This is a genomic window from Serratia sp. CY76391, assembly GCF_052166695.1.
Lineage (GTDB): Bacteria > Pseudomonadota > Gammaproteobacteria > Enterobacterales > Enterobacteriaceae > Serratia > Serratia nematodiphila.
On sequence record NZ_JBJNOJ010000009.1, the window covers coordinates 169,710 to 193,732 of the forward strand.

The window sequence follows — 24,023 nt, forward strand, 5'->3', positions numbered from 1 at the left end:
CCATGTCGCAGGCCGTCTATTTTCTGCTGTTGCCCAACGTGCTGTCGCTCGACGTCAGCGGCCCGGCGGAAACCCTGCGCCTCGCCGGGTCGTTCAGCCTGCGTTACCTCAGCCCGGCGCCGCAGGTCGTCTGCTCCATCGGCATGACGCTGAGCGGCCTGCAGCCGTTGCCCGAACGCCTGGAAGACGGCGCCATTCTGGTGTTGCCGGGCGTCGGCGATTCGCAGCGCTATTTCGCCGGTGAAGAGGCCGAGCAGGCCCGCCGCTGGCTGGCGACGCTGCGGCCCGATCTGCAGCGGCAGCGCATCACCCTGGTGTGCATCTGCTCCGGCGCGCTGCTGGCGGCGCAGGCCGGGCTGCTCGACGGCTATCAGTGCACCACCCACCACGACGTCATCGAACGCATCCGCCTGCAGGCGCCGGCGGCGCAGGTGAAAGAGAACCGCATCTTCGTCGAAGACCGCGGCGTCTATACCAGCGCGGGCATCACCACCGGCATCGATTTGGCGCTGCACCTGGTCCACCGCCACTGCGGCTCCGGCCGGGCGCGCGACGTCGCACGCGACATGGTGGTTTATTTCCGCCGCGCCGGCGACGATCCGCAGCTGTCGCCCTGGCTGCGTTACCGCAACCACCTGCACCCGGCGGTGCACCGCGCGCAGGACGTGATGGCCGCCGAGCCGGAAGCCGACTGGCCGGTGCCGCAGGTGGCGGAGAAGGCGCACGTCAGCAGCCGCCATCTGGCGCGGCTGTTTCGCAGCCACGTCGGCATCAGCGTACGGGAATATCATGAGCAGCTGCGGTTGGCGGTGGCGCAACAGCGCCTGCAGCAAGGGTATGGGTTGGAGAAGGCCGCGCTGGCGGCCGGTTTTTCTTCCGGGCGGCAGCTGCGCCGCGCCCAGCAGCGCCAGCGCTCGCCGCTATGACACCAGCCGGCGGGTATCCAGCCGCTGCAGGCCGACAGACAGCAGCAGGCTGCCCCCCAGCGCCACGCCGAACACCCAGAAGATATCCAGCAGCGGGTGGCCGGTAAAATCCAGGTGCCGATTGCGCATCACGTTGACGATAAGGGCGTGAAAACCGTAGATCGCCAGCGAATGGCGGGAAAATACGCTCAGCCAGCCGATCGGCTGCGGCAGACAGTGTTTCACCCACACCAGCAGCGCCACCGCCGCCATAAACACCAGCGGGCCGCTGTAGATGTAGTAGGTATCGGCGAAGTTGCCGTTGATGAACAGCTGATGCTTGGTGCCGCGCGCGATCAGCGCCACGCACAGCGCAAATCCCAACGCCGCCAACCAGCCCACGGCGCGCCCGCGCGCCTCCATCATGCCAATCGCCCGTCCGGCCAACGCATACAGCAGGTAGTAGAAGGTATCGCCGTAGATATACAGGTTAACCGGCAGCAGGTGCGCGTTGCCGAAGGCCAGCTTGTCGGTATTCGGGTTGGCGATCGCCGCCAACACCACCAGCGCGACGGCCAGATAGCGGCGCGACACCGGTTTGACGCTGATCAGCGGCGACAGCAGGTAAATCACTGCGATGGCGTAGAAAAACCACAGGTGGTAAAACACCGGCTTTTGCAGGATGCCGCGCAGCGACGGCCAGAAACCGATCTTGGTGAAGGCCGCGATATAGATCAGCGCGATGGCGCTGTAGAACAGAATGCAGCAGGCGATGCGGGTGAAATGCCGCCGGCCGGCGCTCTTTTCGCCGAAGAACAGGTAGCCGGAAATCATGAAGAACAGCGGCACCGATACGCGCGACAGTGAGTTCAGCACGTTGGCGATATCCCAGTTGTGCAACCCTATCGCCACGCCGTTGGTGACGTAATAGGTGGTGGCGTGGATCATCACCACCATCATGCACGCCATCGCCCGCAGGTTGTCTATCCAGCCGATTTTCTCGCTCAAACGCTCGCCCGATCTTGTGTCATATTGATATGTTAAGAAGAGGTTATCGGGCACGGCGTTCGGCGACAACCCAAAAGCGAAATATCAGAATGCACTTAAACAACACCTTATGATTGCGAAGGTGAACAATTGGCGGCAAAATAGCCGCCACAACTCGCTCAGTTTGCGCTTCCCGCCCTGGCAGTTCCTTTTTCTCTTTTACTATCAGTACAATAATATGAAAACGACATTACCACCTGCGGCACGTTTGGGCCGACAGGCGCTTTTATTCCCTCTTTGTCTGGTGCTGTTCGAGTTCGCCACCTATATCGGCAACGATATGATTCAGCCGGGCATGCTGGCCGTCGTGGCGGATTTCAACGCCGGCGAAGAGTGGGTGCCCACCTCGATGACCGCCTATCTGGCCGGCGGCATTTTCCTGCAGTGGCTGCTAGGGCCGCTGTCGGATCGCCGCGGCCGTCGCCCGGTGATGCTGGCCGGGGTGGCGTTCTTCATCGTCTCCTGCCTGGCGATCCTGCTGGTCACCACCATCGAGCAGTTTATCGCCATGCGTTTCCTGCAGGGTATCGGCCTGTGCTTTATCGGCGCGGTCGGCTACGCCACCATCCAGGAGTCGTTCGAGGAGGCGGTGTGCATCAAAATCACCGCCCTGATGGCTAACGTGGCGCTGATCGCCCCGCTGCTCGGGCCGCTGGCCGGCGCGGCGCTGATCCACGTCGCGCCGTGGCAGAGCATGTTTGTGCTGTTTGCGGCGCTGGCGGCCATCGCCTTCTACGGCCTGTGGAAAGCGATGCCGGAAACCGCCACGCTGCAGGGCGAGGCGTTTTCCGCCGCCAACCTGTGGCGCGACTACCGCCAGGTGCTGGGCAACCGCCGCTTCCTGTGCGGCGCCCTGGCGATCGGTTTCGCCAGCCTGCCGCTGCTGGCCTGGATCGCCCAGTCGCCGGTGATCCTGATCAGCGGCGAGTCGCTGTCGACGCTGGACTACGGCCTGCTGCAGATCCCGGTGTTCGGCGCACTGATCCTCGGCAACCTGACGCTGGCACGCCTGACCGGCAAAAACAGCGTGGAGCGCCTGATCAAGCTGGGCGCAGGCCCGATGCTGCTGGGGCTGTTGATCGCCGCGCTGGCAACCCAGTTCTCCAGCCACGCCTACCTGTGGATGACCGCCGGCCTGAGTCTGTACGCCTTCGGCATTGGCCTGGCCAACGCCGGGCTGTACCGCCTGACGCTGTTCTCCAGCAACGTCAGCAAGGGCACAGTGTCGGCCACCATGGGCATGCTGAGCATGATGGTGTTCACCATCGGCATCGAGCTGGCCAAGGTCGCCTACGTCTGGGGCGGCAGCGGGCTGTTCAACCTGTTCAACCTCATCAGCGGCCTGTGCTGGCTGACGCTGGTGGCGCTGTTCCTCGCCAAACGCCGCAACGGCGACCCCACGCCTCAGCCGAACGGCGCGGCGTAAACGCGACGATAAAACGCCGGTCCGGTTTCCCGACCGGCGTTTTTTATGCGGGTTCAGCTTAGCAACCCCCACAGTGCATACCCCGCTCCCACCACCGCCACCGCCAACAACAGCAACGCCGACAGGACAGAGATCGCCCGCCGCGCGCGCTGCAGCGCCGTTCCCGACAGCAGGGTGATATAGGTCAGCAAAATGGCGAAGTCCGCCAGCACCCACAGCGCGGTCAGCAGCGTCAGGCTGACGCCGATCGAGGGGGTAACGGCGATGAACTGCGGGAAAAAGGCGACGAAGAAGATAATGTCTTTGGGGTTGGCGATGCCCACCAGAAAACCATTCAGGATCGCCGAGCGTTTTTGCGGCGGCGCAACGGGCTGCGCATCGGGGGCTCGCGCGGATAAATCCTCATACAGCGAGACGATCGCCATACGGCCAATAAACAGGCAACCCAGCAGGCCTATCCACTGCAGCAAGCGCATATCCACGGCAAACAGCCCGGTGATAATCAGCGCGGCGACGCCGATCAGCAACAAGGAGGCTCCGTTGCTGCCCAGCGCGGTCAACAGCGCACGCCGGGCGCCAAAGCGCGCCGCGGTGTTGGCCACCATCGCCACCACCGGCCCCGGCGCGGCGATCAGCAACAAAATGGCGGCGAAATACGCCGCCAGCAACGACAGGTTCATCTTTATTTCACTCACATTCAGTCAGTTGGCGTCGCGCCATTATCATGCCGCCGCCCCCGCCTTGAAAAAGGAGTAATCCTGTCGTTTACTGTGAATCAGACTCATTATTAGAGACGCCGCGATGGCCAGTTCCCTTCCGCCGCTTTACGCCCTGCGCGCCTTCGAAAGCGCCGCCCGCACCGGCTCGTTCACGCTGGCCGCCGAGGAGCTGCATCTCACCCCGAGCGCGGTCAGCAAGCACATCAAAACGCTGGAGCAGCACTTCGGCTGCCGGCTGTTCCAGCGCAACGGCCCGCGTATCGAGGTCACGCCGCAGGGGAAAATCTTCGCCGCCGAGCTGCAGCAAGGGTTTGGCCGCATCGAGCAAGCCTGCGAGCTGTTCAGAAGCCACCGCGATCTGCTGCGGCTGAAGGCGCCCTCCACCCTGACCCTGCGCTGGCTGCTGGACTGCCTGAGCCGGTTCCGGCAAACGGCGCAGGCGTTCGAGGTGCAGGCAGCCAGCGTCTGGATGGACATCGACAGCGTGGATTTTTTCAGCGAACCCTACGACTGCGCCATCCTGCTCGGCAACGGCCATTTTGGCGCCAATACCGCCGCCGCCAAGCTGTTCGACGAATGGCTGATCCCGATTTGCGCCCCCGCGCTGCTCGCCGACGGGCAGCGGGATCTCGCCGCCTGCCCGCTGATCCACCCTTCGCCCGATCGGCGCGACTGGCGGCGCTGGCTGCAGAAAAGCAGCATCGCGGCCCCGATCGATCTCACGCGCGGCCAGGTATTTGATTCGCTGGAACAGGGCAACGCGGCGGCCATCGCCGGGCACGGCATCTCGATCGGCGATCTGGCGCTGAGCCTGCGGACGATTGAGGAGGGATTATTGGTGTTGCCTTGTGACGTCGCCGTGCGCACCGGCGACGGTTACTATCTGGTTTGGCCGGAAGAATCGGCAAAACGGCCGCTGATCGAACGTTTACAGGCGTTTCTCACCGCCCAAACGCCCGACGTCAGCCGGGCCGCCGTCAGATTTATCGGGTAGGGGACTCGCTGCCGAACAACCCGCCGTCGCGCAGCAGATGCTCGTTGCCCTTGCGGCGGGTAAAGCCGCTGCGATCGAAGAACTCCAGCACCTGGATCGCCAGCTTGCGCCCGACGCCGAGCCGATCGCGGAAATCGGCGGCGTTGGCGCCCCCGCGCTCCGCATCCAGCTCGCGGATCAGCGCCGCGAACTGATCGATGCGTCGGCTGAGGTAGTAGCGATCCACCACCACCGCCGTCACATGGCCCAGCTGAGCCGCCTTGCGCAGCAGCGCGCGCACCCGGCTCTCCTCTTCGCCCAGCTCGCTCGCCAGATCGCGCACCCACCACGGTTCGTCGCCGAACAGCGGTTCGATGCGCGCCCACAGCGGCGCCTCTTCGGCGCTGAACGCCAGGCCGTGTTCCGGCAGGTGCAGCCAGCCGCGCGTATTGCGCAGCGCGCCGGCCCGCAGCAACCGATCGATCATCATAAACACCAGCGTTTCCGGCTGCTGAGGCAGAACCATGCGCCGCAGGCGGGCGCGCCCTAAGCCCAGCTGATCGGCGTGCTGTTGGTGGTACTCCGCCAGCACCTGCAGCAGGCGGCTTTCCGCCTGTTGCACCTGATCCTGCGCCAGCGCCCGGTCACCGACGATCAGCAGATCGCGGTTCGCCAGCAGCTCGTTCAGGCCATCGTCCGTCAATTGACGCGCCCAGGCGAACGCCGCCAGCGACAGCGCGCCGTGCGGCAATTCAAGCGCCAGCGCCTGCGCATCGTCCTGCGCCTGCGCCAGGGCCTGCAGCCATGCCAGATAGTCCGGCTGACGCTTGCCGCGCTTGGGCGCATTCAGCCTGAGCACCCGAGCCGCACCCAGCGTTTGCCGCGCGCCGATATCGCGCAGCACCAGCCGATCGTTCTGCGCCAACCACAGCGGACGATCGAGGATCAGTTCCGCCAGCCCGTCGTTCAGCAAAGAAATGCGCCCGGTGATGTGGCTGGCGGCATGGTGCAGATGCAGCGGCTGCCAATGGCGGATCGGCCGATCCGTCTCCAGCGCCACCAGAATGCGTTCCGCCGCTTCGTGCGGACGCTGCGCCAGCAGCCAATCGCCGCGCGCGACCCGCTCTTTATCGACATCGCCGCTGATGTTAAGCGCAATGCGCTGCCCGGCCTGCGCCTGCTCCACGGTCTGATTCTGGGCATGCAGGCCGCGCACCCGCACCGGCGCGTCGGCGCCGGTCAGCCACAGCGTATCCCCCACCTTCACCCGGCCGCCGAGCGCGGTGCCGGTCACCACCAGCCCCGCCCCTTTGACGCTGAACGCGCGGTCTACCGCCAGGCGAAAACGGCGCGTCAGCGCATGTTCAGCGGGCGACAACGCCAGCAAATGCGCGCGCAGCGCCTCGATGCCCTCGCCCGCCGCCGCTGCGGTCACGAACAGCGGCGCATCGGGCCAGCCCTGGCGCGCCAATTCGTCGCGCACCTGACCGCGCACCTCATCGATACGCGCCGCCTCCACCCGGTCGGCCTTGGTCAGTACCACCGTCAGCGCCGGGCGCCCGCTCAGGCGCAGGATCGCCAGATGCTCGCGGGTCTGCGCCATCACGCCGTCGTCGCAGGCCACCACCAGCAACGCATGGTCGATGCCGCCGACGCCCGCCAGCATGTTGGCGAGGAATTTCTCGTGGCCGGGCACGTCGATAAAGCCCAGCACCCGGCCGTCCGGCTGCGGCCAGTAGGCGTAACCCAGATCGATGGTCATGCCGCGGCGCTTTTCTTCCGGCAGGCGATCCGCGTTGATCCCGGAGATCGCCTGCAGCAGGGTGGTTTTGCCATGATCGACATGGCCGGCGGTGGCGATGATCATGATGCGCTCAGCGCTGCGATCAGCGCCCCTTCCTGTTCCAGGCAGCGCAGATCCAGCCACAGCCTGCCGTCGCCGAGGCGGCCGATCACCGGCTGCGGCAGGCGGCGCCAGCGTTCGGCCAGCGCTTCCAGCGTCGCGCCGCGGCCGTCGCGCGGCGTGAAGGTCAGCGCATAGCTGGGCAGGCGATCCACCGGCAGCGAACCGCTGCCGATCTGCGACCAGCAGGGTTCGGCGCGCAGCTCGAAATCGGCGGTGAACCGCGGCGTCAGCGCCGCCAGCAGCCGCTCGGCCGCCTGTTGCATCTCCTGCTGCGGGCGGGTCAGCAGCCGCAGCGTCGGCAGCTGCTCAGCCAGTTTTTCCGGCTGCAGATAGAGCTGCAGCGTGGCCTCCAGAGCCGCCAGCGTCAGCTTGCCGACGCGCAGCGCGCGTTTGAGCGGGTGCTGCTGCAAACGGGCGATCAGCGCCTTTTTGCCGACGATGATGCCGGCTTGCGGGCCGCCCAGCAGCTTATCGCCGGAGAATGTCACCAGATCGACGCCGGCGGCCAGCAGCCGCTGCGGCATCGGCTCGGCAGGCAGGCCGTACTGCGCCATATCGATCAGCGAGCCGCTGCCCAGATCGGTGGCGGTCGGCACGCCCTGTTCGGCCCCGAGCTGCGCCAGTTCGGCCTCGTCGACCGCCGCGGTAAAGCCCTGAATGCTGTAGTTGCTCGTGTGCACTTTCATTAACAAGCCAGTCTGCTCGTTGATGGCCTGGCGGTAATCCTTCAGATGGGTGCGGTTGGTGGTGCCGACCTCGACCAATTGACAGCCGGCCTGGCGCATCACGTCGGGAATGCGGAACGCGCCGCCGATTTCCACCAGCTCGCCGCGCGACACCACCACCTCTTTGCCGGGGGCGATCGCCGCCAGCATCAGCAACACCGCCGCCGCGTTGTTATTGACGATGCAGGCGTCTTCCGCGCCGGTCAGCCGGCACAGCAGATCCGCCACCGCCCGATCGCGATGGCCACGCCCGGCGCCGTCCAGATCGTACTCCAGCGTCACCGCCTCCCCCATCACCGCGTTCACCGCATCCTTCACCGGCTGCGCCAGCAGGGCGCGCCCGAGGTTGGTGTGCAGCACGGTGCCGCTGAGGTTGAACACCGGCAATAACGCCGGGCGTTGCTGCCGGGCCAGCTCGGCCCGCAGCGCCTGCGGCCAGTCGCCGCACCAGGCCGGCAAGCGTTGCCGTTGTTTGATCGCGTCGCGCGCCTGGGCCTGCAGCCGGCGCAGCAGTTCGCCGATCAGCGTCTGGCCATGCTGCGCCACCAGCGGTTCAATCGCGGGTTCACGCAGCAGGCGGTCGATGGCGGGCAGTTGGCTGTAAAGAAGGTGGGATTCAGTGCTCATGGTCGCTCGGTTTTCAGTTTAAACGTATCGGCATAGCAAAACCCCGCCGCGGCGGGGAGAAAAAACTCAGGGCGGCGCCGTGCGGGCGAAGCTTTCGCGGGCGAACAGGCGTTCGGCCAGCTTGACCAGCGCCGGGCGCTCGACGCACCAGTTGGGCAGGATGCGGCGAAAATTGAGGTAGCCCAGCGCGCAGCCGGTGGCGATATCAGCCAGCGTCAGCCGCTCGGCATTGAGCCACGTTTTTTCCCGCGCCAGCGCCTCCAGGGCGTCCAGGCCCTGCGTCAGCTTGTCACGCTGGCGCAGCATCCAGTTTTCGTCCTGTTTTTCCGGCGCGCGCCGGCTTTCACGGAACAGCGTCGCCGCCGCTTCGGTCACGCCGTCCGCCAACGCCGCCACCTGGCGAACCCGCAACGCGGCGGCGCGTTCGGCCGGCAAAAACGCCGGCTCCACCGCCAGCAGCTCGAGGTATTCGGCCACCACCGGCGAGTCGTAAAACACCTCGCCATCATCGGCGATCAGCACTGGCACCTTGGCGAGCGGGTTCAACTCCTTCACCCGGCTGCCGGGCTCATACGGCGGATCGTTGACGAATTCGAACGCAATCCCCTTCTCCAGCAGCATCACGGAAATCTTGCGCACAAAGGGGCTGGTGTAACTGCCGATAAGCTTCATCCGGTCTCCTCCGCTTCGTCCTGGCTGCGGCGTCCTTACTTCACCGCCAGGGTATCGATAATCCGCTGCACCAGCGCCTGATGCACTTCCGGCGTTTTGGCCGGCGACAGCATTTGCAACGTCACCACCCGCTTGTTGAACACCGTCAACACCAGGGTGGAGACCACCTTTTGCCCGTTAACGGTCTGTTCGGTATCCACCCGGCGAAACTTCTGTTTGCCGACGCTGAAGTTCTCTTCTTTGGTGGTCTGGATATTCTGATAGCGTTCGGCCAGCACCGTGATGGCGCTCTGCGTCAGCTCTTTCAGCATTTTGTCGCTGGTGTTGAGCTTCATGCCGTCCGGCGGGATCACTTCGGACGAGACCGCGCTCTGGCGCGACTTGCCGTCAAGGAAGCGCTGAATGGTGGAGGTGCTGTCGTTGATGATGCCGCTGTTCAGCGTTTGATCGCTAAAGCCCGGCGGCAGCTCGAAGGTGATCTTGCCCTTCTGCAGCGACACGTTCAGCCCCGGCGGCGCGGGCGGGGTTTCTACCGGCGCAGGCGGCGGCGGTGGCGCGGGCTGCGTCACGGTCGGCTTGGTGTCCGGCGGTGGCACCGCCGGTTTGGTGTCGTCTTTGTTGTCGCAGGCCGCCAGTCCAACCGCCAACACGGCGACCGCGGTCAGTTTTGCCAGGGTGTTTAACATCGTGGTTCCTTTCGCTTGGCGCGTTATGGCCTAAACGTAGCAACTCGCCCGGGCGATTGCCAGAAGCCCGTTCTGAAATTGCTCATCCGGCCCCGCGCGAACGGGGCCGGGCGGTTACTCCGCCGGGAACAGGAACGGATTGATGCTGCTGCGGCCGAAGCCTTCTTCTTCCATACGGGCGTCCAGCACCAGCGAAGCCAGATCGTCGGCCACCGCTTCGACCTGCGGGTCTTTTTCCTGATAGAGGATCTTCAGGTAAGTGCCGCAGTCGCCGCAGCTCTCCGCCTTCACCGCCGCCTGCTCGCTGTCCAGCGACCAGTAGTTGAGATCGCGAGTCTGCTCGCAGTTGCTGCACTTCACTCGTACCACGTGCCATTCGCTTTCGCACAGGTTGCAGTGCAGGTAGCGCAGGCCGTTGACGGTGCCGATGTGCACCATGCTGGAGACCGGGATGCTGCCGCACACCGGGCAGAACTGGCGCTGCTCGCCGTATTCGGCGCGCGCCTTGCCGGGGATCAGGCTGGCCATCTGCGCCCAATAGAGCGACAGCGCGGCCCAAAGAAACGGCGCCTTCTCGCTGCCTACCTTGCCGAACTCGCGGTTGAGCAAGGCGTCGGCCATCAGCTCCAGCTCGTGCGCCGAGGCCTTCTCCAGGTTGTCCAGCACCGCCAGAATGTGTTCCGGCGCCTGCGGGCGCAGCTCGGCGATCAGCGATGTCAACAGCTTGCGCCAGTGCTCGCTGCGCGGGAACACGCTCAGATCGAGCGGCGGTTTGCCGCTGGCGGCGCCCTGCGCCAACGCTTCGCTCAGATCGAGCGCCAGCGGGTTATCGTGCAGCGCATGCTGCTGCGCCTGCGCCAGCTCGGCGGCGAAGTTCAGGTAGTCGCCCAGCGGGTTGTCGACAGCCAGCTGACGCAGACGTTCGGCGCGGCGGCTGTACAGGCTTTTCAGGTTGGCGAAAAGTAACGGCGGGATGTTCTCCGCCGTTGTGGACTTCTCACGCTGTGCCCCTAACTGCTCTTTAGGAACGATGCGGATACTCATCAGGGTTTATCTTCCTGTCGTTTCTCGCGGACCTCACGGTACCAGCGCGGATGATGTTTCTTGGCCCAGGCCGCCGGCACCCAGCCTTCCACCATCGCGGTAATGGTGCCTTTTACCCACAATGCGGCGTAAATGTGCACCATAATCACGATGATAAGGCCGACCGCGGCCAGCGAATGCACCAGCAGCGCGATGCGGATCAGCGGAATGGAGAACGACGGCGCAAAATACGGCCGCCAGATCACCACGCCGCTGGCCAGCAGCAGCACCAGGCTGATAATCGCCGCCCAGAACACGCACTTCTGGCCGAAATTATAGCGCCCGGTATCACCCACTTCCTCGTTCATGGCGATTTTGTGGATGTTCTTGGCCCAGACGATATCTTCCCGGTTGATCAGGTTGTGCTTCCAGTAGCGCAGGAACATCAGCAGGAACGCGGCGAACATGATCACCCCGACAAACGGGTGCAGAATGCGCGCCAGCTGCGGCGTCCCGAAGATGTTCATCAGCCAGTTGAAGGAGGGGAAGAAGAACCCCAGCCCGCTGATGGCGGCGAACACGAAGCAGAACGCCACGATCCAGTGGTTGATGCGCTCCGGCGCGCTGTAACGCTGAATGGGCTTTTCCTTTCTCATTTGCGCGTCTCCTCGTCGTGCGACTCGTCGTGCTCGTCCTCATCTTCGACGCGGTTAGGCCCGACGCCGACATAGTGGAACACGCTGGCCGCGAAGGTAGCGGCAAAGCCGATGGCCGCCAGGGGTTTCCACACGCCCTTCCAGAAGGTCACCGCCGGGCTGATGCTCGGGTTGTCCGGCAAACCGTGGTACAGCTGCGGTTTGTCGGCGTGGTGCAACACGTACATCACGTGCGTGCCGCCCACCCCCGCCGGATCGTACAGACCGGCGTTCTGGTAACCGCGGGTGTTCAGCTCGCTGACGCGATCCGCCGCCACCTGCTTCATCGCTTCCTTGGTGCCGAAGTGAATGGCGCCGGTCGGGCAGGTTTTCACGCAGGCCGGTTCCTGGCCGACGTCCACGCGGTCGACGCACAGGGTGCACTTGTACACCCGGTTGTCGTCCTTGTTCATGCGCGGCACGTCGAACGGGCAGCCGGCGATGCAGTAGCCGCAGCCGATGCAGTGCTCGGACTGGAAGTCGACGATGCCGTTGGCGTACTGAATGATCGCGCCTTCCGACGGGCAGGCCTTGAGGCAGCCCGGATCGGCGCAGTGCATGCAGCCGTCCTTGCGGATCAGCCATTCCAGCTTGCCGTTTTCCTCCACCTCGGAGAAGCGCATCACCGTCCACGACTTGGCGGTCAGATCGGCGGGGTTATCGTACACCCCGACGTTGTGCCCCACTTCGTCGCGGATGTCGTTCCATTCGGAACAGGCCACCTGACAGGCCTTGCAGCCGATACAGGTGGTGACATCGATCAGTTTGGCCACTTCTTCCTGGTGGTCACGGGCGCGCGGCGCCGGCGTGAAACCATTGGTGGCGGATTTACGAATGATGTCTTGAGATTGCATGGCCATAATTCGTCTCCGTTACACCTTTTCCACGTTGACCAGGAACGCCTTGAACTCCGGCGTTTGCGTATTGGCGTCGCCGACGAACGGCGTCAGCGTGTTGGCGATAAAGCCTTTCTTCGCCACCCCTTCGTAACCCCAGTGAATAGGGATGCCGATGGTGTCGACTTCCTGGCCGTGCACCTGCAGCGTGCGAATACGCTTGGTCACCACCGCCTTGGCCTTGATGTAGCCACGGTTGGAGCTGACTTTCACGGTGTCGCCCTGCTTGATGCCCTTCTTCTCCGCCAGCTTTTCGCCGATTTCCACGAACTGTTCCGGCTGGGCGATGGCGTTCAGCCGCGCGTGCTTGGTCCAGTAGTGGAAGTGCTCGGTCAGACGATAGGTGGTGCCGACGTAAGGGAACTTGTCGGATTTGCCCATCGCCGCCAGATCGTCCTTGAACACGCGCGCCGCCGGGTTGGACACCACGTTCGGGTGCAGCGGGTTGGTGCCGAGCGGCGTTTCGAACGGCTCATAGTGTTCAGGGAACGGCCCTTCCGCCATCTTGTCGGTGGCGAACAGGCGGCCCATGCCTTCCGGCTGCATGATGAACGGCCCGACGTCGCTGCCCGGCGCGGCGGTGCTGTAGTCCGGGATATCGGCCCCGACCCACTTGGCGCCGTCCCACTCCAGCAGCTGGCGTTTCGGATCCCACGGTTTGCCCTGCGGATCCGCCGAGGCGCGGTTGTACAGAATGCGGCGGTTGAGCGGCCATGCCCAGGCCCAGCCCAGCGTATTGCCGAGGCCGGACGGATCGGCGTTGTCGCGCCGCGCCATCTGGTTGCCGGCCGGCGTCCAGCTGCCGGCGAAGATCCAGCAACCGCTGGCGGTGGTGCCGTCGTCGCGCAATTGCGCGAACGAGCTGAGCAGTTCGCCTTTTTTCACCAGCACTTTGCCGTCGGCATCCAGCAGATCCGCCAGCGCCTTGCCGTTGTTCTCCTGCGCCACCTCTTCCGGCGCCGGGTTGTCCGGCGTCAGGTAGTCCCAGGTCATGTTCAGCACCTGCTCCGGCACCGCGCCACCGTCGCGCGCATACATCTCACGCAGGCGGCTGAAGATGCCCGCCAGGATCTCGCCGTCGTTCAGCGCTTCGCCCGGGGCGTCCGCGCCTTTCCAGTGCCACTGCAGCCAGCGGCCGGAGTTGACGATCGAGCCGTTCTCTTCGGCGAAGCAGGTGGACGGCAGGCGGAACACTTCGGTCTGGATCTGCGAAGGATCCACCTCGTTGAACTCGCCGTGGTTCTGCCAGAAGTTGGAAGTCTCGGTGTTCAACGGATCGATGGTCACCAGGAACTTCAGCTTGGACAGCGAAGCCACCACCTTGTTTTTGTTCGGGAACGACGCCACCGGGTTAAAGCCCTGGCAGAAGTAGCCGTTGACCTTGCCCTGCGCCATCATTTCGAAGTACTGCAGCACGTCGTAGCCTTTGTCCCACTTCGGCAACCAGTCAAAGCCCCAGCTGTTGTCCTTCTGCGCCTTGTCGCCGTAGAAGGTCTTCATCATGCTGACGAAGAATTTCGGGTAGTTGCCCCAGTAGTTCACCTGGCCCGGCAGCAGCGCCTTCGGCGTGTTGGCCTTCAGGTAGGTCTCGAGATCGGTCTGTTTCTCCGACGGCAGCGTCAGGTAGCCCGGCAGGCTCTGCGACAGCAGGCCGAGATCGGTCAGCCCCTGGATGTTGGAGTGGCCGCGCAGCGCGTTGACGCCGCCGCCCGCCATGCCCATGTTGCCGAGCAGCAGCTGGATCATCGCCATGGTGCGGATGTTCTGCGCGCCGACCGAGTGCTGAGTCCAGCCCAGGGCGTACAGGAACGACGCGGTTTTATCCGCCACGCAGGTTTCGGCGATGTATTCGCACACCTTGAGGAAATCGTCCTTCGGCGTGCCGCAGATGTTGCTCACCACGTCAGGCGTGTAGCGGCTCACGTGCTGCTTCAGCAGGTTCCACACGCAGCGCGGATCCTGCAGCGTGACGTCGCGCTTGGCGAAGCCGTTCTCGTCGAACTGGTAGTTCCAGGTGGTTTTGTCGTACTTGCGGTTTTCCGCGTCGTAGCCGCTGAACAAGCCGTCTTCGAAGGCAAAGTCTTCCCGCACCAGCAGGCTGGCGTTGGTGTAGGCCTCGACGTATTCGCGGTTGAACTTGTTGTTGGTCATCAGATACAGCAACACGCCCGACAGGAAAGCGATGTCGGTCCCGGAGCGGATCGGCGTGTAGAAGTCCGCCACCGATGCGGTTCGGGTAAAGCGCGGATCGATCACGATCAGCTTGGCATTGTTGTGTATTTTGGCTTCCATCGCCCAGCGGAACCCCACCGGATGCGCTTCCGCCGCATTACCGCCCATGACGATAATCAAATTCGCGTTCTTGATATCAACCCAGTGGTTGGTCATCGCACCGCGACCAAATGTTGGAGCAAGACTTGCTACCGTTGGTCCGTGTCAGACACGCGCCTGGTTGTCTACGGCAAGCATGCCGAGAGCGCGACTAAATTTTTGCGACAGAAAACCGGTTTCGTTGCTGGCGGCCGAAGCGCACAGCATGCCGGTGGTCAGCCAGCGGTTGACGGTAACGCCCTGGTCGTTGGTTTTGATGAAGTTGGCGTCACGGTCTTCTTTCACCAGCTTGGCGATGCGGGTAAAGGCGTCGTCCCAGCTGATGCGCTGCCATTTGTCCGACCCTGGTGCCCGGTATTCCGGGTACTTGAGACGGCTTTCGCTGTGGATGAAGTCAACCAGGCCGGCGCCTTTCGGGCAAAGCGCGCCGCGGTTTACCGGGTGATCCGGATCCCCTTCGATATGGAAAATGCTTTCTTTGGCGTTTTTGGCGCCATCACCAAGGCTGTACATCAACAGCCCACAGCCGACGGAACAATACGTACAGGTATTACGGGTCTCGCGGGCGCGCAGCAGTTTGTACTGCCGGGTTTCCGCCAACGCCACTTCGGGGGCAAAGCCCAGCGCGGCCACCGTCGTTCCTGCCATACCGCCAGCGCAGATCTTAAAGAACTGCCTTCTGCTGACCTGCATGGGGGTCTCCTTTACTCTCGATTGTCACATTGTTCAAATGCGCCTGCCCGCTAGCGCGGCAAACGCGAATGTCACTGTTGTTATGCTTGCTACGAACGCCGGCCATATTACCACAGCGTGCTTGTGGTTGTTACACACTCGTGCTCATTCAGTGAACGCATTGGCACATTTCGATACATTTCGGCGTTGGCGCTCCCTACAGTATAGAGAGTAACCAACGTGCCGGGGCAGCGGTTCGACGTGGCCCCCCAGCGCCCTCTTCTATCAGCATGTTAACGCAACGATTTGTTCATTAACCACACAATTCACAGGGCATTGATAATCATTTTCAATATCATTTAATTAACTATAATGATCCGACTGCTTACGCGGTGCTCGCCCTTTGCGCCGCCCATACACCACTGGAGATGATGATTATGAGTTATTCACTGCCATCCCTGCCGTACGCTTACGACGCACTGGAACCGCATTTTGACAAGCAGACGATGGAAATCCATCACACCAAACACCACCAGACCTACGTCAACAACGCCAACACCGTGCTGGAAGCCTACCCTGAGCTGGCCAAATACAGCGTTGAAGAGCTGATCCAGGATCTGGACAAAGTGCCTGCCGACAAACGCACCTTCATGCGCAACAACGCCGGCGGCCACGCCAACCACAGCTTCTTCTGGAAAAACCTGAAAACCGGCACCACGCTGGGCGGCGATCTGAAAGCGGCCATCGAGCGCGATTTCGGCAGCGTTGAGAAATTCCAGGAAGAGTTCGAGAAAGCCGCAGCCACCCGCTTCGGTTCCGGTTGGGCCTGGCTGGTGCTGAAAGACGGCAAGCTGGCCGTAGTGTCTACCGCCAACCAGGACAGCCCGCTGATGGGCGAAGCCGTCGCCGGCGCTTCCGGTTTCCCAATCATCGGCCTGGACGTGTGGGAACACGCTTACTACCTGAAATATCAGAACAAACGTCCTGACTACATCAAGGCGTTCTGGAACGTGGTCAACTGGGACGAAGCGGCCGCACGCTTCTCCGCGAAGAAGTAATTCGCCCCCGCTGATGAAGATGCCCGCCGCCGGCGGGTATTTTTTTGCCTGAAACCCGCTAAAGTTTGACCACTTCCTGCCGATGGTTTGTTCAATTGACGTTCGCCCGGAGAAGGAAAAACGCTATGGCGGCATTGCAAGCATTGGCAGGAAAGTTCACTCATCTCACCGTAGGTAAAAAGCTCGGCCTCGGCTTCGCGCTGTTGCTGCTGTTGGCGGTCGTCATCGCCGGCACCGGAGCGCAATATCTGCACATCATCGAATCCCGCGCCGATCGCATCGACTTCAGCAACCGGCTGAACGAGGAGATCAACCAGGCCAAATACAACCGCGCCATGTACGGCCAGACCTACCAGCCGGAGTATCTGCAGAACAACCGCGCCAATATTGAAAACGCCGTCAAACTGATAGATCAGGGACAGGCGCTGGACTGGGACGCCCAAAGCCGCAAGGATCTGCAGCGTCTGGTGACGCTGATCGGGGAATATCAGCAGCAGCAAAAGGTCTTTGAGCAGGCGGTGGCGGCGAAAGACGCGGTGCGCCAGAGCTGGAACATGTCGGAAGTGCAGGCCAGCCTGAGCCAGGTGGAGCGCCAGCTGACCAACGGCGATCTGCAGCTGGCCTTCATCCAGCTTAACCAGAAGCTGACCCAGGTGCGCTACGGCGCGCGCGGCCTGCTGCTGAGCCTGAACAAGGAAACCGAAGCGCCGCTGATGGCGGCCATCGACGACGCGCGTGACGCGGCCAACGCCCTGAGCCGCCGGGTCAGCGACGCGCAGCGCCCGCAGCTGCAACCGCTGCTGGCCGCCCTGGACGATTACAAAAACCGCATCGCGGCCTACCTGCCGGCTTATGAACACGAACAGCAAATCAGCCGGCAGCTCGGCGAACGCGCACAAGCGATCGGCACGCTGGTGAACGCCTTTATGCAGGACGAGCTGGTGCAGACGCGCAACAACATCAACCTGGCGCAGCTGCAGATGGGCGTCACCACCCTGATCGCCATCATCGCCGGGGTGCTTATCGCCTGGCGCATCACGCTGCAGATCACCCGTCCGCTGCACAGCACGTTGGCGATGGCGGAGCGCATCGCCAACGGCGACCTGCGTCAGGCGCAGACCAGCACCCGCCGCGACGAGCTGGGGCAGCTGCTGAACGCGGTGGCGGCCATGAGCCAAAACCTGCGCACCATGATTGAAAAGATCCAGATGGGGGTCAGCCAGGTCTCCACCGCCTCGGCGGAAATCGCCGCCGGCAACACCGATCTCTCTTCCCGCACCGAGCAGCAGGCGGCGGCGGTCGAGGAAACCGCCGCCAGCATGGAGCAGCTGACCGCCACGGTGAAACAGAACGCCGACAACGCCCATCACGCCAATCAGCTGGCCACCGACGCCTCGCAGACCGCGCAGCAGGGCGGCAAGCTGGTGGAAAACGTGGTCAGCACCATGCGCGATATCTCCAGCAGTTCGCAGCGTATCGCCGAAATTACCACCCTGATCAACGGCATTGCCTTCCAGACCAACATCCTGGCGCTCAACGCCGCGGTGGAAGCGGCGCGCGCCGGCGAACAGGGCCGCGGCTTCTCGGTGGTCGCCAGCGAAGTGCGCAGCCTGGCGAGCCGCAGCGCCCAGGCGGCGAAGGAGATCGAAGGGCTGATCGCCGAATCGGTCAGCCGGGTGAAAACCGGCACCGAACTGGTGGAAAGCACCGGCAATACCATGGAGCAGATCGTCCGCTCGGTCACCCACGTGCGCGACATCATGGCCGAGATCGCCGCCGCCTCCGATGAACAGACGCGCGGCATCGCCCAGATTGGCCAGGCGATCGTCGAGATGGACCATACCACCCAGCAGAACGCCGCGCTGGTGGAAGAGTCCGCCGCCGCCGCCGATTCGCTGGAAGAGCAGGCGGAGATGCTGCTGCAGAGCGTTTCGGTGTTCCGTTTGGCGGAGCAGACCGAACCCGCCACCGTGAAAGCCGCCGCGCCGAAAGCGCCGGCCGTAAAACCCGCGGCCGCCAACGCCGCAGCGGAAGAGAACTGGACCACCTTCTGACGCCCTCAGGCGAGGAATATCCGTTCCTCGCCCTATCTTTGTGGCAACAGGTGGGTCGCGACTCCCCAATTCAACAAATTAAAACCGGAGGCAGTCGCATCAAGCATTGCGTAGCCGCAATTGCGATGACCGTATCTGCGAAGATCCTCCTGCGGGTCAGCCCCTTTAAGCCACCAAATCAGTGCCTGCAGAGCATGGCCGTGCGTAACAACACCAAGCGTTTGATTTTGTCCATCGACAGCCAGATCGGACAGACAAGCCATCAGGCGCCAGGCAACCTCATAAGCACTCTCCCCTCCCGGCGCCGACGCCTCTGCCTTACCGGCAAAGAGGCACTGCGTCGCTTCAGGATAATCGCGCATGGCCTGCGCATAAGATAACCCTTCCAGTCGGCCAAAATCTTGCTCCTGCAAACGCTCATCCATTTGCACAGTGCAGCCACATCTCTCAGCCAACGTCTCCGCCGTCGTAAAAGCCCGACCAGCCGGTGAACTGATCAACGAAGTGACCGATAACATTTGCAAGCGAGCGCCAAGCCCAGCGATTTGACGTCGCCCCTCTTCTGTCAGCGGACTGTCACTTCGCCCCTGAATAATCCCCGAGCGGTTCCATTCTGACTCCGCATGCCTCAATACAATGAAACGCATGGTTTTTTCTCGACGATAAAAGCCTAAATATAGACAGGAAAAACACATCCTTCCGTACAGGTAAACGCCGGGTAGTGTACGGGAACAACTCAGGCTATGCTGAGCCCTTAACGCGAGACACGGAGGCGCACATGCATCACCCAGACGTTTACATCGGCAGCATTCAACCCTATGAAGGCGGGCGCCCCAGCGCCATCGCCAAACGCCAGGTGGATGGCGCCATCCGGCTCACGCCGCTCGGCCTGGAGGGTGACGAACAGGCCGAAAAAAGCTACCACGGCGGGCCGGACCGCGCGCTGTGTCACTACCCGCGCGAGCATTACGCCCACTGGCGCGAGCAGTTTCCGGCGCAGGCCGAGCAGTTTTGCGCCCCGGCCTTCGGCGAGAATATCTCCACCGAAGGGCTGACCGAACACAATGTGTTTATGGGCGACATCTTCCGCTGGGGCGAGGCGCTGATCCAGGTCACCCAGCCGCGCTCGCCGTGCTTCAAGCTCAATTATCACTTCGCCATCGAGGACATTTCGGTGCTGATGCAGCAAAGCGGCCGCTGCGGCTGGCTGTATCGGGTGGTGTCGCCGGGCGCGGTCAGCGGCGATCGCCCGCTGGCGCTGGCGGCGCGCAACAGCGACGTGTCGGTCGCCGAAGCCATCGCCATCGCCTGGCATATGCCGTTCGACGCGGAACAGTACAGCCGCCTGCTGGCGGTGGCCGGCCTCTCCGCCAGCTGGAGCAAGACCATGCTCACGCGGCTCGCCGAAGGGCGCCTCGAAGATTTCAACCGCCGCCTGCTCGGCCGTTGAAAACGGCGGCGGAAAAGATGAAAAACGTGCGCCGGATGCCGCGCTAAACATTTTCTTCCGCTTATACTGTAGCCGCACGTTTTTTCAGCCAGGAGCCAGGTATATGACCACCCCGACCCATTCGATTCATCACGCCGCCGCCGAAGGCTATCAGGCCAATGCCGATCGCTATGTGAAAGGCCGGCCGGATTACCCGCCGGAAATCGCCGTCTGGCTGCGTGACGTCATCGGCCTGCACGCCGGCATGACGGTCATCGATCTCGGCGCCGGCACCGGCAAGTTCACCCCGCGCCTGCTGGAAACCGGCGCGCAGGTGATCGCCGTCGAACCGGTGCCGCAAATGCTGGAAAAACTGTCGGCGGCGCTGCCGCAGGTGAAAACGCTGGCGGGCACCGCTGACGCTATCCCGTTGCCGGACGAGTCGGTGGATGCCGTGGTGTGCGCCCAGTCTTTTCACTGGTTCGCCACGCCGCAGGCGCTGGCGGAAATCCAGCGCATTCTCAAGCCCGGCGGCAAACTCGGCCTGGTGTGGAACATGCGCGATGCGCGCGTCGGTTGGGTGCGTAAACTGAATCAGATTGTCGATAGCCACGAAGGCGATGCGCCGCGTTTCTATACCGGTGAATGGCGCAAGTTCTTCCCGTTCAAAGGCTTTGAACCGCTGCAAGAGCAGGTGTTTATGCTGGGCCACCGCGGCGCGGTAGAGGACGTGATCTACAACCGGGTGCGTTCAACCAGCTTTATCGCCGCGCTGCCGCCGCAGCAACAGGAGCAGGTTATCGATCGGTTGCGCCAGCTGGTGGCGGAAGAAGAGGAGTTGCGGGGGCAGGACACGGTCACCGTGCCCTATCAGACCAAGGCGTATTTCACCACCAAGGTCTGACGCCCGGGGTTCAGAACGCTTTCTTGGCGTAACCGGTGACCGCTTTCAGGCCCATCTCGCGGCCCAGCGCGGTCATCGGGTGCACCACGATCAGCCCGCGTGCGCTTTTCTTCAGCGCGCCCATATCGGCCTGCTCTTTCTTGGTGATTTCACGGCTGAACGGCAGCTTGCTCAGCTTCTGCGCTTCGGCGCTCAGCTTCTCGCCGCGCACGTTTTTCAGGCGCTCGATCTCCGCCGCCAGCTTCTCTTTTTCTTTGGTGTGCTGCGCGATCAACTCAGGGTTGCCCTGTTGGATCACGGTGGCGTCTTTGTGGTTCAAGGCGTCCAGCAGGTCGCTCAGGCGCTTGATCTCTGCCTTTTCTTTCTCTTTCATGGTCTCTGGCCCGTTGTGCCCAAAATGGCACGCTAATCAATGATACCGGCATTGTAGCAAAAGGCGCGCGCCGTTACCCGTCCTGCGCAATGCCGGGCGGCAGGCCGCTCATCTCGCAGGCTTTGGCGCCCAGCCGGGCCAGCGCCTGGGTGTAGCGCGCGTTGAACGGGTAACAGCAGGAGAGACGCAGCGCGTTGCGGTAACGCCCGCTGGGCGAATACAGGGTGCCCGGCGTCAAACAGATCTGCTCCTCCAGCAGCTGATGGAACAGCGCCACGCTGTCCACGCCGGGAGGGAATTCGACCCAAAACACGAAGCCGCCCGCCGGCTGCGTGGCCAGCGTGCCGCGCGGGAAATGCCGGGCGATCAGCGCCCGTGCCTCGTCCACCTGAGCGGCATAGCGCTTGCGCAGGTTGCGCAAATGGTGATCGTAGCCGCCGCTCTCCAGGAAGGTCGCCAGCGTTTCCGACAGCAGCTGCGACTCTGACATCGACGACACCGCCTTCAGCTTGCGCAACGCCTCATGGAAACGGCCGCCGCAGATCCAGCCGACGCGAAAATCCGGCGCCAGCGTTTTGGTAAAGCTGGAGCAAAACAGCACCCAACCGTCGCGATCGAACGCCTTCACCGCCGGTGACAGCGCGCCGCCGAACTGGATCTCGGCATACAGCCCGTCTTCAATCAACGGCACCTGATGATCGTTCATCAGCCGCGCCAGCCGCTTTTTCGCCGCCAGCGGCATGGTGCAGCCCAGCGGGTTTTGCACCGTCGGCATGGCGATCACCGCATTCAGCCGCTTCTCGTTCAGCAGCAGCTCCAGCGCGTCCAGCGACAGCCCCAGCTGCGGATCGGTAGGGATTTCCAGCGCTTTCAGCCCCAGGCTGGCCAGCAGCGGCAGCAGATAAAAGTAGGTCGGCGACTCCAGCCCGACGCAGTCGCCCGGCTGGGTGGTGACGCGCAGCGCCAGCTGCAGTGCCTCCATGCAGCCGTGGGTCAGCACCACGTCGCCCGGCTCCAGCAGCATGCCCAGCGTCATCGAACGGCGGGCGATCTGCTGACGCAGCCGCAGGCTGCCGGGCGGCAACGGGTACTGCCCGATCAGATCCGGCTGGCGGCGCAGCTGAGAGGACAGCATGCGCCCCAGCTTGCCGCCGGGATAGAAATAGCTGGTCTGCGGGCAGGCCAGCGCAATGTTGGTGAAGGCCGGGTTCTGCTGGGCGGCGAACACCGTATCGATCAACGCCAGCACGTCGTCCGCCGGCGGCTCGATGCGGCCGCTGGGCGCCGAGGCCATCTTCAGCGCCGGCAGCGTGCTGCGGACATAAAACCCCGACTGCGGCCGCGCTTCGATCAGCCCGCGATCCTCCAGCGTGCGATAAGCCGACACCACGGTATTGATGCTGACGCGATGGGTTTGCGCACAGCGCCGCACCGAAGGCAAGCGGTCACCGGGCTGCAGCGTGCCGCGGCGAATGGCTTCGGCCAGCGTATCCGCCAGCTGCAGGTAACGGGTATCCGGGGTTTCATCGAGCAGGGTCACAGTTTCTCTCCAGGCAATGGGTACAGTTTACATTTTGCACAACTGTAACCATGACAATAGCCGATTTGTGGTTCTGTCACCATCCCATCGCAGCGATTATGCTGATCCTCTCGTTATCACCGTCATTTTCAAGGAACCTGCCATGCTGGACTCCGCCTTTGTCAGCTACGTCACCGTCATGTCGATCACCCCCGGCCCCAACAACCTGCTGCTGGCCTCGTCGGGCGTTAACTTCGGCCTGCGCCGCACCCTGCCGATGCTGTTCGGCATCTGCGTCGGTTGTGCGGTACAGCTGGCGATCATTATCCCGCTGCTGGCGCTGGCGCTGAGCTGGGCCGGCGTCATCCGCCTGCCGCTGGCGGTGATCGGCTGCGCCTATCTGCTGTGGCTGTCATGGAAACTGTTCCAGGCGGCCTCGCCGGACGCCAAAGAACAGGCGCAGCCGATGAGCCTGCTCAGCGGCGCGCTGTTTCAGGCGATCAACCCCAAGGCCTGGCTGATGGTGATCAACGTGGCGATCCTGTTCACCCCGCGCGAAGGCGCCACTTTCGTCCATACGCTGTCTATCATCGCCGGTTTCGCGCTGCTGAACTTGCCGTGCGTGCTGCTGTGGGCGGTGTTGGGCGACCGGTTGCGCAACGCGCTGCGGGTCACCTGGAAACTGCGCGCCTTCAACGGCGTGATGTCCGGGCTGATGGCCGCCACCGCGCTGTGGTTGCTGTTCGACGAGTGGCGCGCGGCCTTTGCCTAGCCGCGGCCGAGAGGAGAAAGCCGGGAGGGTTGCTTGGCGCCGATGCCGGCGATCAGGTCGGTAATGGACAGCACCATGGTGGAGCGCACCATCTGCTGATAGCGCTGGCGCTGCATGGCGATCAGCGCTTCATCCGCCTCGCCCGGCTGCAGGAAGGTCGGCACCGGCGGCAGCGCGGCCACGCAGTGCAGCTCGCCGAACGGCCCGAGGATTTCGTCGTCGACGAAGCGGTATTCCGAACCGTCGTGGTTCAGCTCTTCGCGCATCGCCATCAGCAGTTCGGCGTCTTCATATTCGTGGCGGGAGATCACCCCCAGCCCGTACATCAGCTTCAGGCGCACCGACAGCTCCCCCAGCGGGCCGCTGCCGGACAATAGCGGTTCGACGGCATATTTCACCGCATAGTCGTCCTTGCGAAATACCTGCACCACCAGCACGTTGAGCGCTTCCGCCAGCAGCTCTACCGCTGCGATCAGGAAGCTGCGCACCGTTTTGCCCGCGTTCAGCTTTTCCAGAACCTGGTTTTCAAATGCCTGTGCTTCTTCCATCGTCGCTTTTCGAAAGGCGTGGGGAGGGCCGTCGATGCCGAACTCGGGTTGCAGGAGCGCAGC

At 63.3% G+C, this 24,023-nt stretch carries 22 protein-coding genes; 8 read left to right on the top strand and 14 right to left on the bottom strand.

What is annotated here, in order from left to right; all coding sequences use genetic code 11:
• The first annotated feature begins 2 nt into the window (after positions 1-2).
• Positions 3-926 carry a GlxA family transcriptional regulator gene (locus ACJ8PN_RS17920; RefSeq protein WP_351108060.1) on the top strand — a complete coding sequence of 308 codons (924 nt, stop codon included), beginning with the start codon at positions 3-5 and terminating at the stop codon, positions 924-926.
• Here the strand turns inward: ACJ8PN_RS17920 and ACJ8PN_RS17925 are convergent.
• Positions 921-1,913: an acyltransferase gene (locus ACJ8PN_RS17925; protein WP_171453113.1), complete on the bottom strand. Its 993-nt coding sequence runs from the start codon at positions 1,911-1,913 to the stop codon at positions 921-923. The two genes, ACJ8PN_RS17920 and ACJ8PN_RS17925, sit on opposite strands and share 6 nt — an antisense overlap.
• Before the next feature lie 217 nt (positions 1,914-2,130).
• Between ACJ8PN_RS17925 and ACJ8PN_RS17930 the strand changes: the two genes are divergently transcribed.
• Positions 2,131-3,378 carry an MFS transporter gene (locus ACJ8PN_RS17930; RefSeq protein ID WP_074055725.1) on the top strand — a complete coding sequence of 416 codons (1,248 nt, stop codon included), beginning with the start codon at positions 2,131-2,133 and terminating at the stop codon, positions 3,376-3,378.
• Between the two features lie 53 nt (positions 3,379-3,431).
• Here ACJ8PN_RS17930 and ACJ8PN_RS17935 read toward each other — a convergent pair whose 3' ends face one another.
• A complete protein-coding gene (locus ACJ8PN_RS17935; RefSeq protein WP_171453112.1) occupies positions 3,432-4,058 on the bottom strand; it encodes a LysE family translocator in 627 nt (208 codons plus the stop codon).
• Positions 4,059-4,179: 121 nt separating this feature from the next.
• Between ACJ8PN_RS17935 and ACJ8PN_RS17940 the strand changes: the two genes are divergently transcribed.
• Positions 4,180-5,091, top strand: coding sequence for a LysR family transcriptional regulator (locus tag ACJ8PN_RS17940; RefSeq protein ID WP_351108067.1), 912 nt, complete (start codon positions 4,180-4,182; stop codon positions 5,089-5,091).
• Here the strand turns inward: ACJ8PN_RS17940 and selB are convergent.
• The 8 genes from selB to fdnG all read right to left on the bottom strand — a co-directional run bounded on the left by selB (position 5,081) and on the right by fdnG (position 15,324).
• A complete protein-coding gene (gene selB / locus ACJ8PN_RS17945; protein WP_171453110.1) occupies positions 5,081-6,937 on the bottom strand; it encodes a selenocysteine-specific translation elongation factor in 1,857 nt (618 codons plus the stop codon). The two genes, ACJ8PN_RS17940 and selB, sit on opposite strands and share 11 nt — an antisense overlap.
• Positions 6,934-8,328, bottom strand: coding sequence for an L-seryl-tRNA(Sec) selenium transferase (selA, locus tag ACJ8PN_RS17950; RefSeq protein WP_171453109.1), 1,395 nt, complete (start codon positions 8,326-8,328; stop codon positions 6,934-6,936). Before selA ends, selB begins: the two co-directional genes overlap by 4 nt.
• A gap of 66 nt (positions 8,329-8,394) precedes the next feature.
• The gene (locus tag ACJ8PN_RS17955; RefSeq protein ID WP_044030191.1) at positions 8,395-9,000 is read right to left on the bottom strand and encodes a glutathione S-transferase; all 606 of its coding nucleotides are present in this window, start codon (positions 8,998-9,000) and stop codon (positions 8,395-8,397) included.
• A gap of 35 nt (positions 9,001-9,035) precedes the next feature.
• Entirely contained in the window at positions 9,036-9,686 is a 651-nt protein-coding gene (locus ACJ8PN_RS17960; RefSeq protein ID WP_004934023.1) for a DcrB-related protein, read from the bottom strand.
• A 114-nt stretch (positions 9,687-9,800) separates the two neighbouring features.
• Positions 9,801-10,730, bottom strand: a complete 930-nt coding sequence (gene fdhE, locus ACJ8PN_RS17965) for a formate dehydrogenase accessory protein FdhE (protein WP_004934019.1) — start codon at positions 10,728-10,730, stop codon at positions 9,801-9,803.
• A complete protein-coding gene (gene fdoI, locus ACJ8PN_RS17970) occupies positions 10,730-11,365 on the bottom strand; it encodes a formate dehydrogenase cytochrome b556 subunit (RefSeq protein WP_004934017.1) in 636 nt (211 codons plus the stop codon). Before fdoI ends, fdhE begins: the two co-directional genes overlap by 1 nt.
• Entirely contained in the window at positions 11,362-12,264 is a 903-nt protein-coding gene (gene fdxH, locus ACJ8PN_RS17975; RefSeq protein ID WP_004934014.1) for a formate dehydrogenase subunit beta, read from the bottom strand. Before fdxH ends, fdoI begins: the two co-directional genes overlap by 4 nt.
• A 12-nt stretch (positions 12,265-12,276) precedes the next feature.
• Entirely contained in the window at positions 12,277-15,324 is a 3,048-nt protein-coding gene (gene fdnG / locus ACJ8PN_RS17980) for a formate dehydrogenase-N subunit alpha (protein ID WP_103086119.1), read from the bottom strand.
• Between the two features lie 416 nt (positions 15,325-15,740).
• Between fdnG and sodA the strand changes: the two genes are divergently transcribed.
• Together sodA and ACJ8PN_RS17990 are read left to right on the top strand one after the other, a co-directional pair.
• The gene (sodA, locus tag ACJ8PN_RS17985; RefSeq protein ID WP_442535128.1) at positions 15,741-16,361 is read left to right on the top strand and encodes a superoxide dismutase [Mn]; all 621 of its coding nucleotides are present in this window, start codon (positions 15,741-15,743) and stop codon (positions 16,359-16,361) included.
• A 125-nt stretch (positions 16,362-16,486) separates the two neighbouring features.
• Entirely contained in the window at positions 16,487-18,415 is a 1,929-nt protein-coding gene (locus tag ACJ8PN_RS17990; protein WP_351108073.1) for a methyl-accepting chemotaxis protein, read from the top strand.
• Positions 18,416-18,447: 32 nt separating this feature from the next.
• On the opposite strand, the gene ACJ8PN_RS17995 is transcribed toward ACJ8PN_RS17990, so the two are convergent.
• Positions 18,448-19,062, bottom strand: a complete 615-nt coding sequence (locus tag ACJ8PN_RS17995) for a histidine phosphatase family protein (RefSeq protein ID WP_413713891.1) — start codon at positions 19,060-19,062, stop codon at positions 18,448-18,450.
• A gap of 131 nt (positions 19,063-19,193) precedes the next feature.
• Between ACJ8PN_RS17995 and yiiM the strand changes: the two genes are divergently transcribed.
• On the top strand, positions 19,194-19,865 hold the full coding sequence (gene yiiM, locus ACJ8PN_RS18000) for a 6-hydroxyaminopurine reductase (RefSeq protein ID WP_351108078.1): 672 nt from the start codon (positions 19,194-19,196) through the stop codon (positions 19,863-19,865).
• Positions 19,866-19,968: 103 nt separating this feature from the next.
• Positions 19,969-20,748, top strand: a complete 780-nt coding sequence (locus tag ACJ8PN_RS18005) for a class I SAM-dependent methyltransferase (RefSeq protein ID WP_103086120.1) — start codon at positions 19,969-19,971, stop codon at positions 20,746-20,748.
• 10 nt (positions 20,749-20,758) lie between these two features.
• On the opposite strand, the gene ACJ8PN_RS18010 is transcribed toward ACJ8PN_RS18005, so the two are convergent.
• Positions 20,759-21,121: a YibL family ribosome-associated protein gene (locus tag ACJ8PN_RS18010; RefSeq protein ID WP_063918266.1), complete on the bottom strand. Its 363-nt coding sequence runs from the start codon at positions 21,119-21,121 to the stop codon at positions 20,759-20,761.
• Positions 21,122-21,194: 73 nt separating this feature from the next.
• Complete coding sequence (locus ACJ8PN_RS18015; RefSeq protein WP_442535129.1) at positions 21,195-22,661, bottom strand: aminotransferase-like domain-containing protein; 1,467 nt, start codon at positions 22,659-22,661, stop codon at positions 21,195-21,197.
• A 142-nt stretch (positions 22,662-22,803) separates the two neighbouring features.
• Between ACJ8PN_RS18015 and ACJ8PN_RS18020 the strand changes: the two genes are divergently transcribed.
• Positions 22,804-23,412 (top strand): LysE family translocator, encoded by a 609-nt coding sequence (locus ACJ8PN_RS18020; RefSeq protein WP_060660109.1) that lies wholly within the window; start codon positions 22,804-22,806, stop codon positions 23,410-23,412.
• On the opposite strand, the gene ACJ8PN_RS18025 is transcribed toward ACJ8PN_RS18020, so the two are convergent.
• The gene (locus ACJ8PN_RS18025; RefSeq protein WP_016929575.1) at positions 23,409-23,960 is read right to left on the bottom strand and encodes an MltR family transcriptional regulator; all 552 of its coding nucleotides are present in this window, start codon (positions 23,958-23,960) and stop codon (positions 23,409-23,411) included. The two genes, ACJ8PN_RS18020 and ACJ8PN_RS18025, sit on opposite strands and share 4 nt — an antisense overlap.
• Positions 23,961-24,023: the final 63 nt, after the last annotated feature.

Coding starts and splice junctions, on each gene's coding strand:
- yiiM (WP_351108078.1), top strand. CDS start 19,194: ATGCATCACCCAGACGTTTACATCGGCAGCATTCAACCCTATGAAGGC.
- ACJ8PN_RS18005 (WP_103086120.1), top strand. CDS start 19,969: ATGACCACCCCGACCCATTCGATTCATCACGCCGCCGCCGAAGGCTAT.
- ACJ8PN_RS17955 (WP_044030191.1), bottom strand. CDS start 9,000: ATGAAGCTTATCGGCAGTTACACCAGCCCCTTTGTGCGCAAGATTTCC.
- selB (WP_171453110.1), bottom strand. CDS start 6,937: ATGATCATCGCCACCGCCGGCCATGTCGATCATGGCAAAACCACCCTG.
- ACJ8PN_RS17935 (WP_171453112.1), bottom strand. CDS start 4,058: ATGAACCTGTCGTTGCTGGCGGCGTATTTCGCCGCCATTTTGTTGCTG.
- ACJ8PN_RS17960 (WP_004934023.1), bottom strand. CDS start 9,686: ATGTTAAACACCCTGGCAAAACTGACCGCGGTCGCCGTGTTGGCGGTT.
- sodA (WP_442535128.1), top strand. CDS start 15,741: ATGAGTTATTCACTGCCATCCCTGCCGTACGCTTACGACGCACTGGAA.
- ACJ8PN_RS17995 (WP_413713891.1), bottom strand. CDS start 19,062: ATGCGTTTCATTGTATTGAGGCATGCGGAGTCAGAATGGAACCGCTCG.
- ACJ8PN_RS17940 (WP_351108067.1), top strand. CDS start 4,180: ATGGCCAGTTCCCTTCCGCCGCTTTACGCCCTGCGCGCCTTCGAAAGC.
- fdhE (WP_004934019.1), bottom strand. CDS start 10,730: ATGAGTATCCGCATCGTTCCTAAAGAGCAGTTAGGGGCACAGCGTGAG.
- ACJ8PN_RS18010 (WP_063918266.1), bottom strand. CDS start 21,121: ATGAAAGAGAAAGAAAAGGCAGAGATCAAGCGCCTGAGCGACCTGCTG.
- fdoI (WP_004934017.1), bottom strand. CDS start 11,365: ATGAGAAAGGAAAAGCCCATTCAGCGTTACAGCGCGCCGGAGCGCATC.
- ACJ8PN_RS17990 (WP_351108073.1), top strand. CDS start 16,487: ATGGCGGCATTGCAAGCATTGGCAGGAAAGTTCACTCATCTCACCGTA.
- ACJ8PN_RS17920 (WP_351108060.1), top strand. CDS start 3: ATGTCGCAGGCCGTCTATTTTCTGCTGTTGCCCAACGTGCTGTCGCTC.
- ACJ8PN_RS18020 (WP_060660109.1), top strand. CDS start 22,804: ATGCTGGACTCCGCCTTTGTCAGCTACGTCACCGTCATGTCGATCACC.
- fdxH (WP_004934014.1), bottom strand. CDS start 12,264: ATGGCCATGCAATCTCAAGACATCATTCGTAAATCCGCCACCAATGGT.
- selA (WP_171453109.1), bottom strand. CDS start 8,328: ATGAGCACTGAATCCCACCTTCTTTACAGCCAACTGCCCGCCATCGAC.
- ACJ8PN_RS17930 (WP_074055725.1), top strand. CDS start 2,131: ATGAAAACGACATTACCACCTGCGGCACGTTTGGGCCGACAGGCGCTT.
- ACJ8PN_RS18025 (WP_016929575.1), bottom strand. CDS start 23,960: ATGGAAGAAGCACAGGCATTTGAAAACCAGGTTCTGGAAAAGCTGAAC.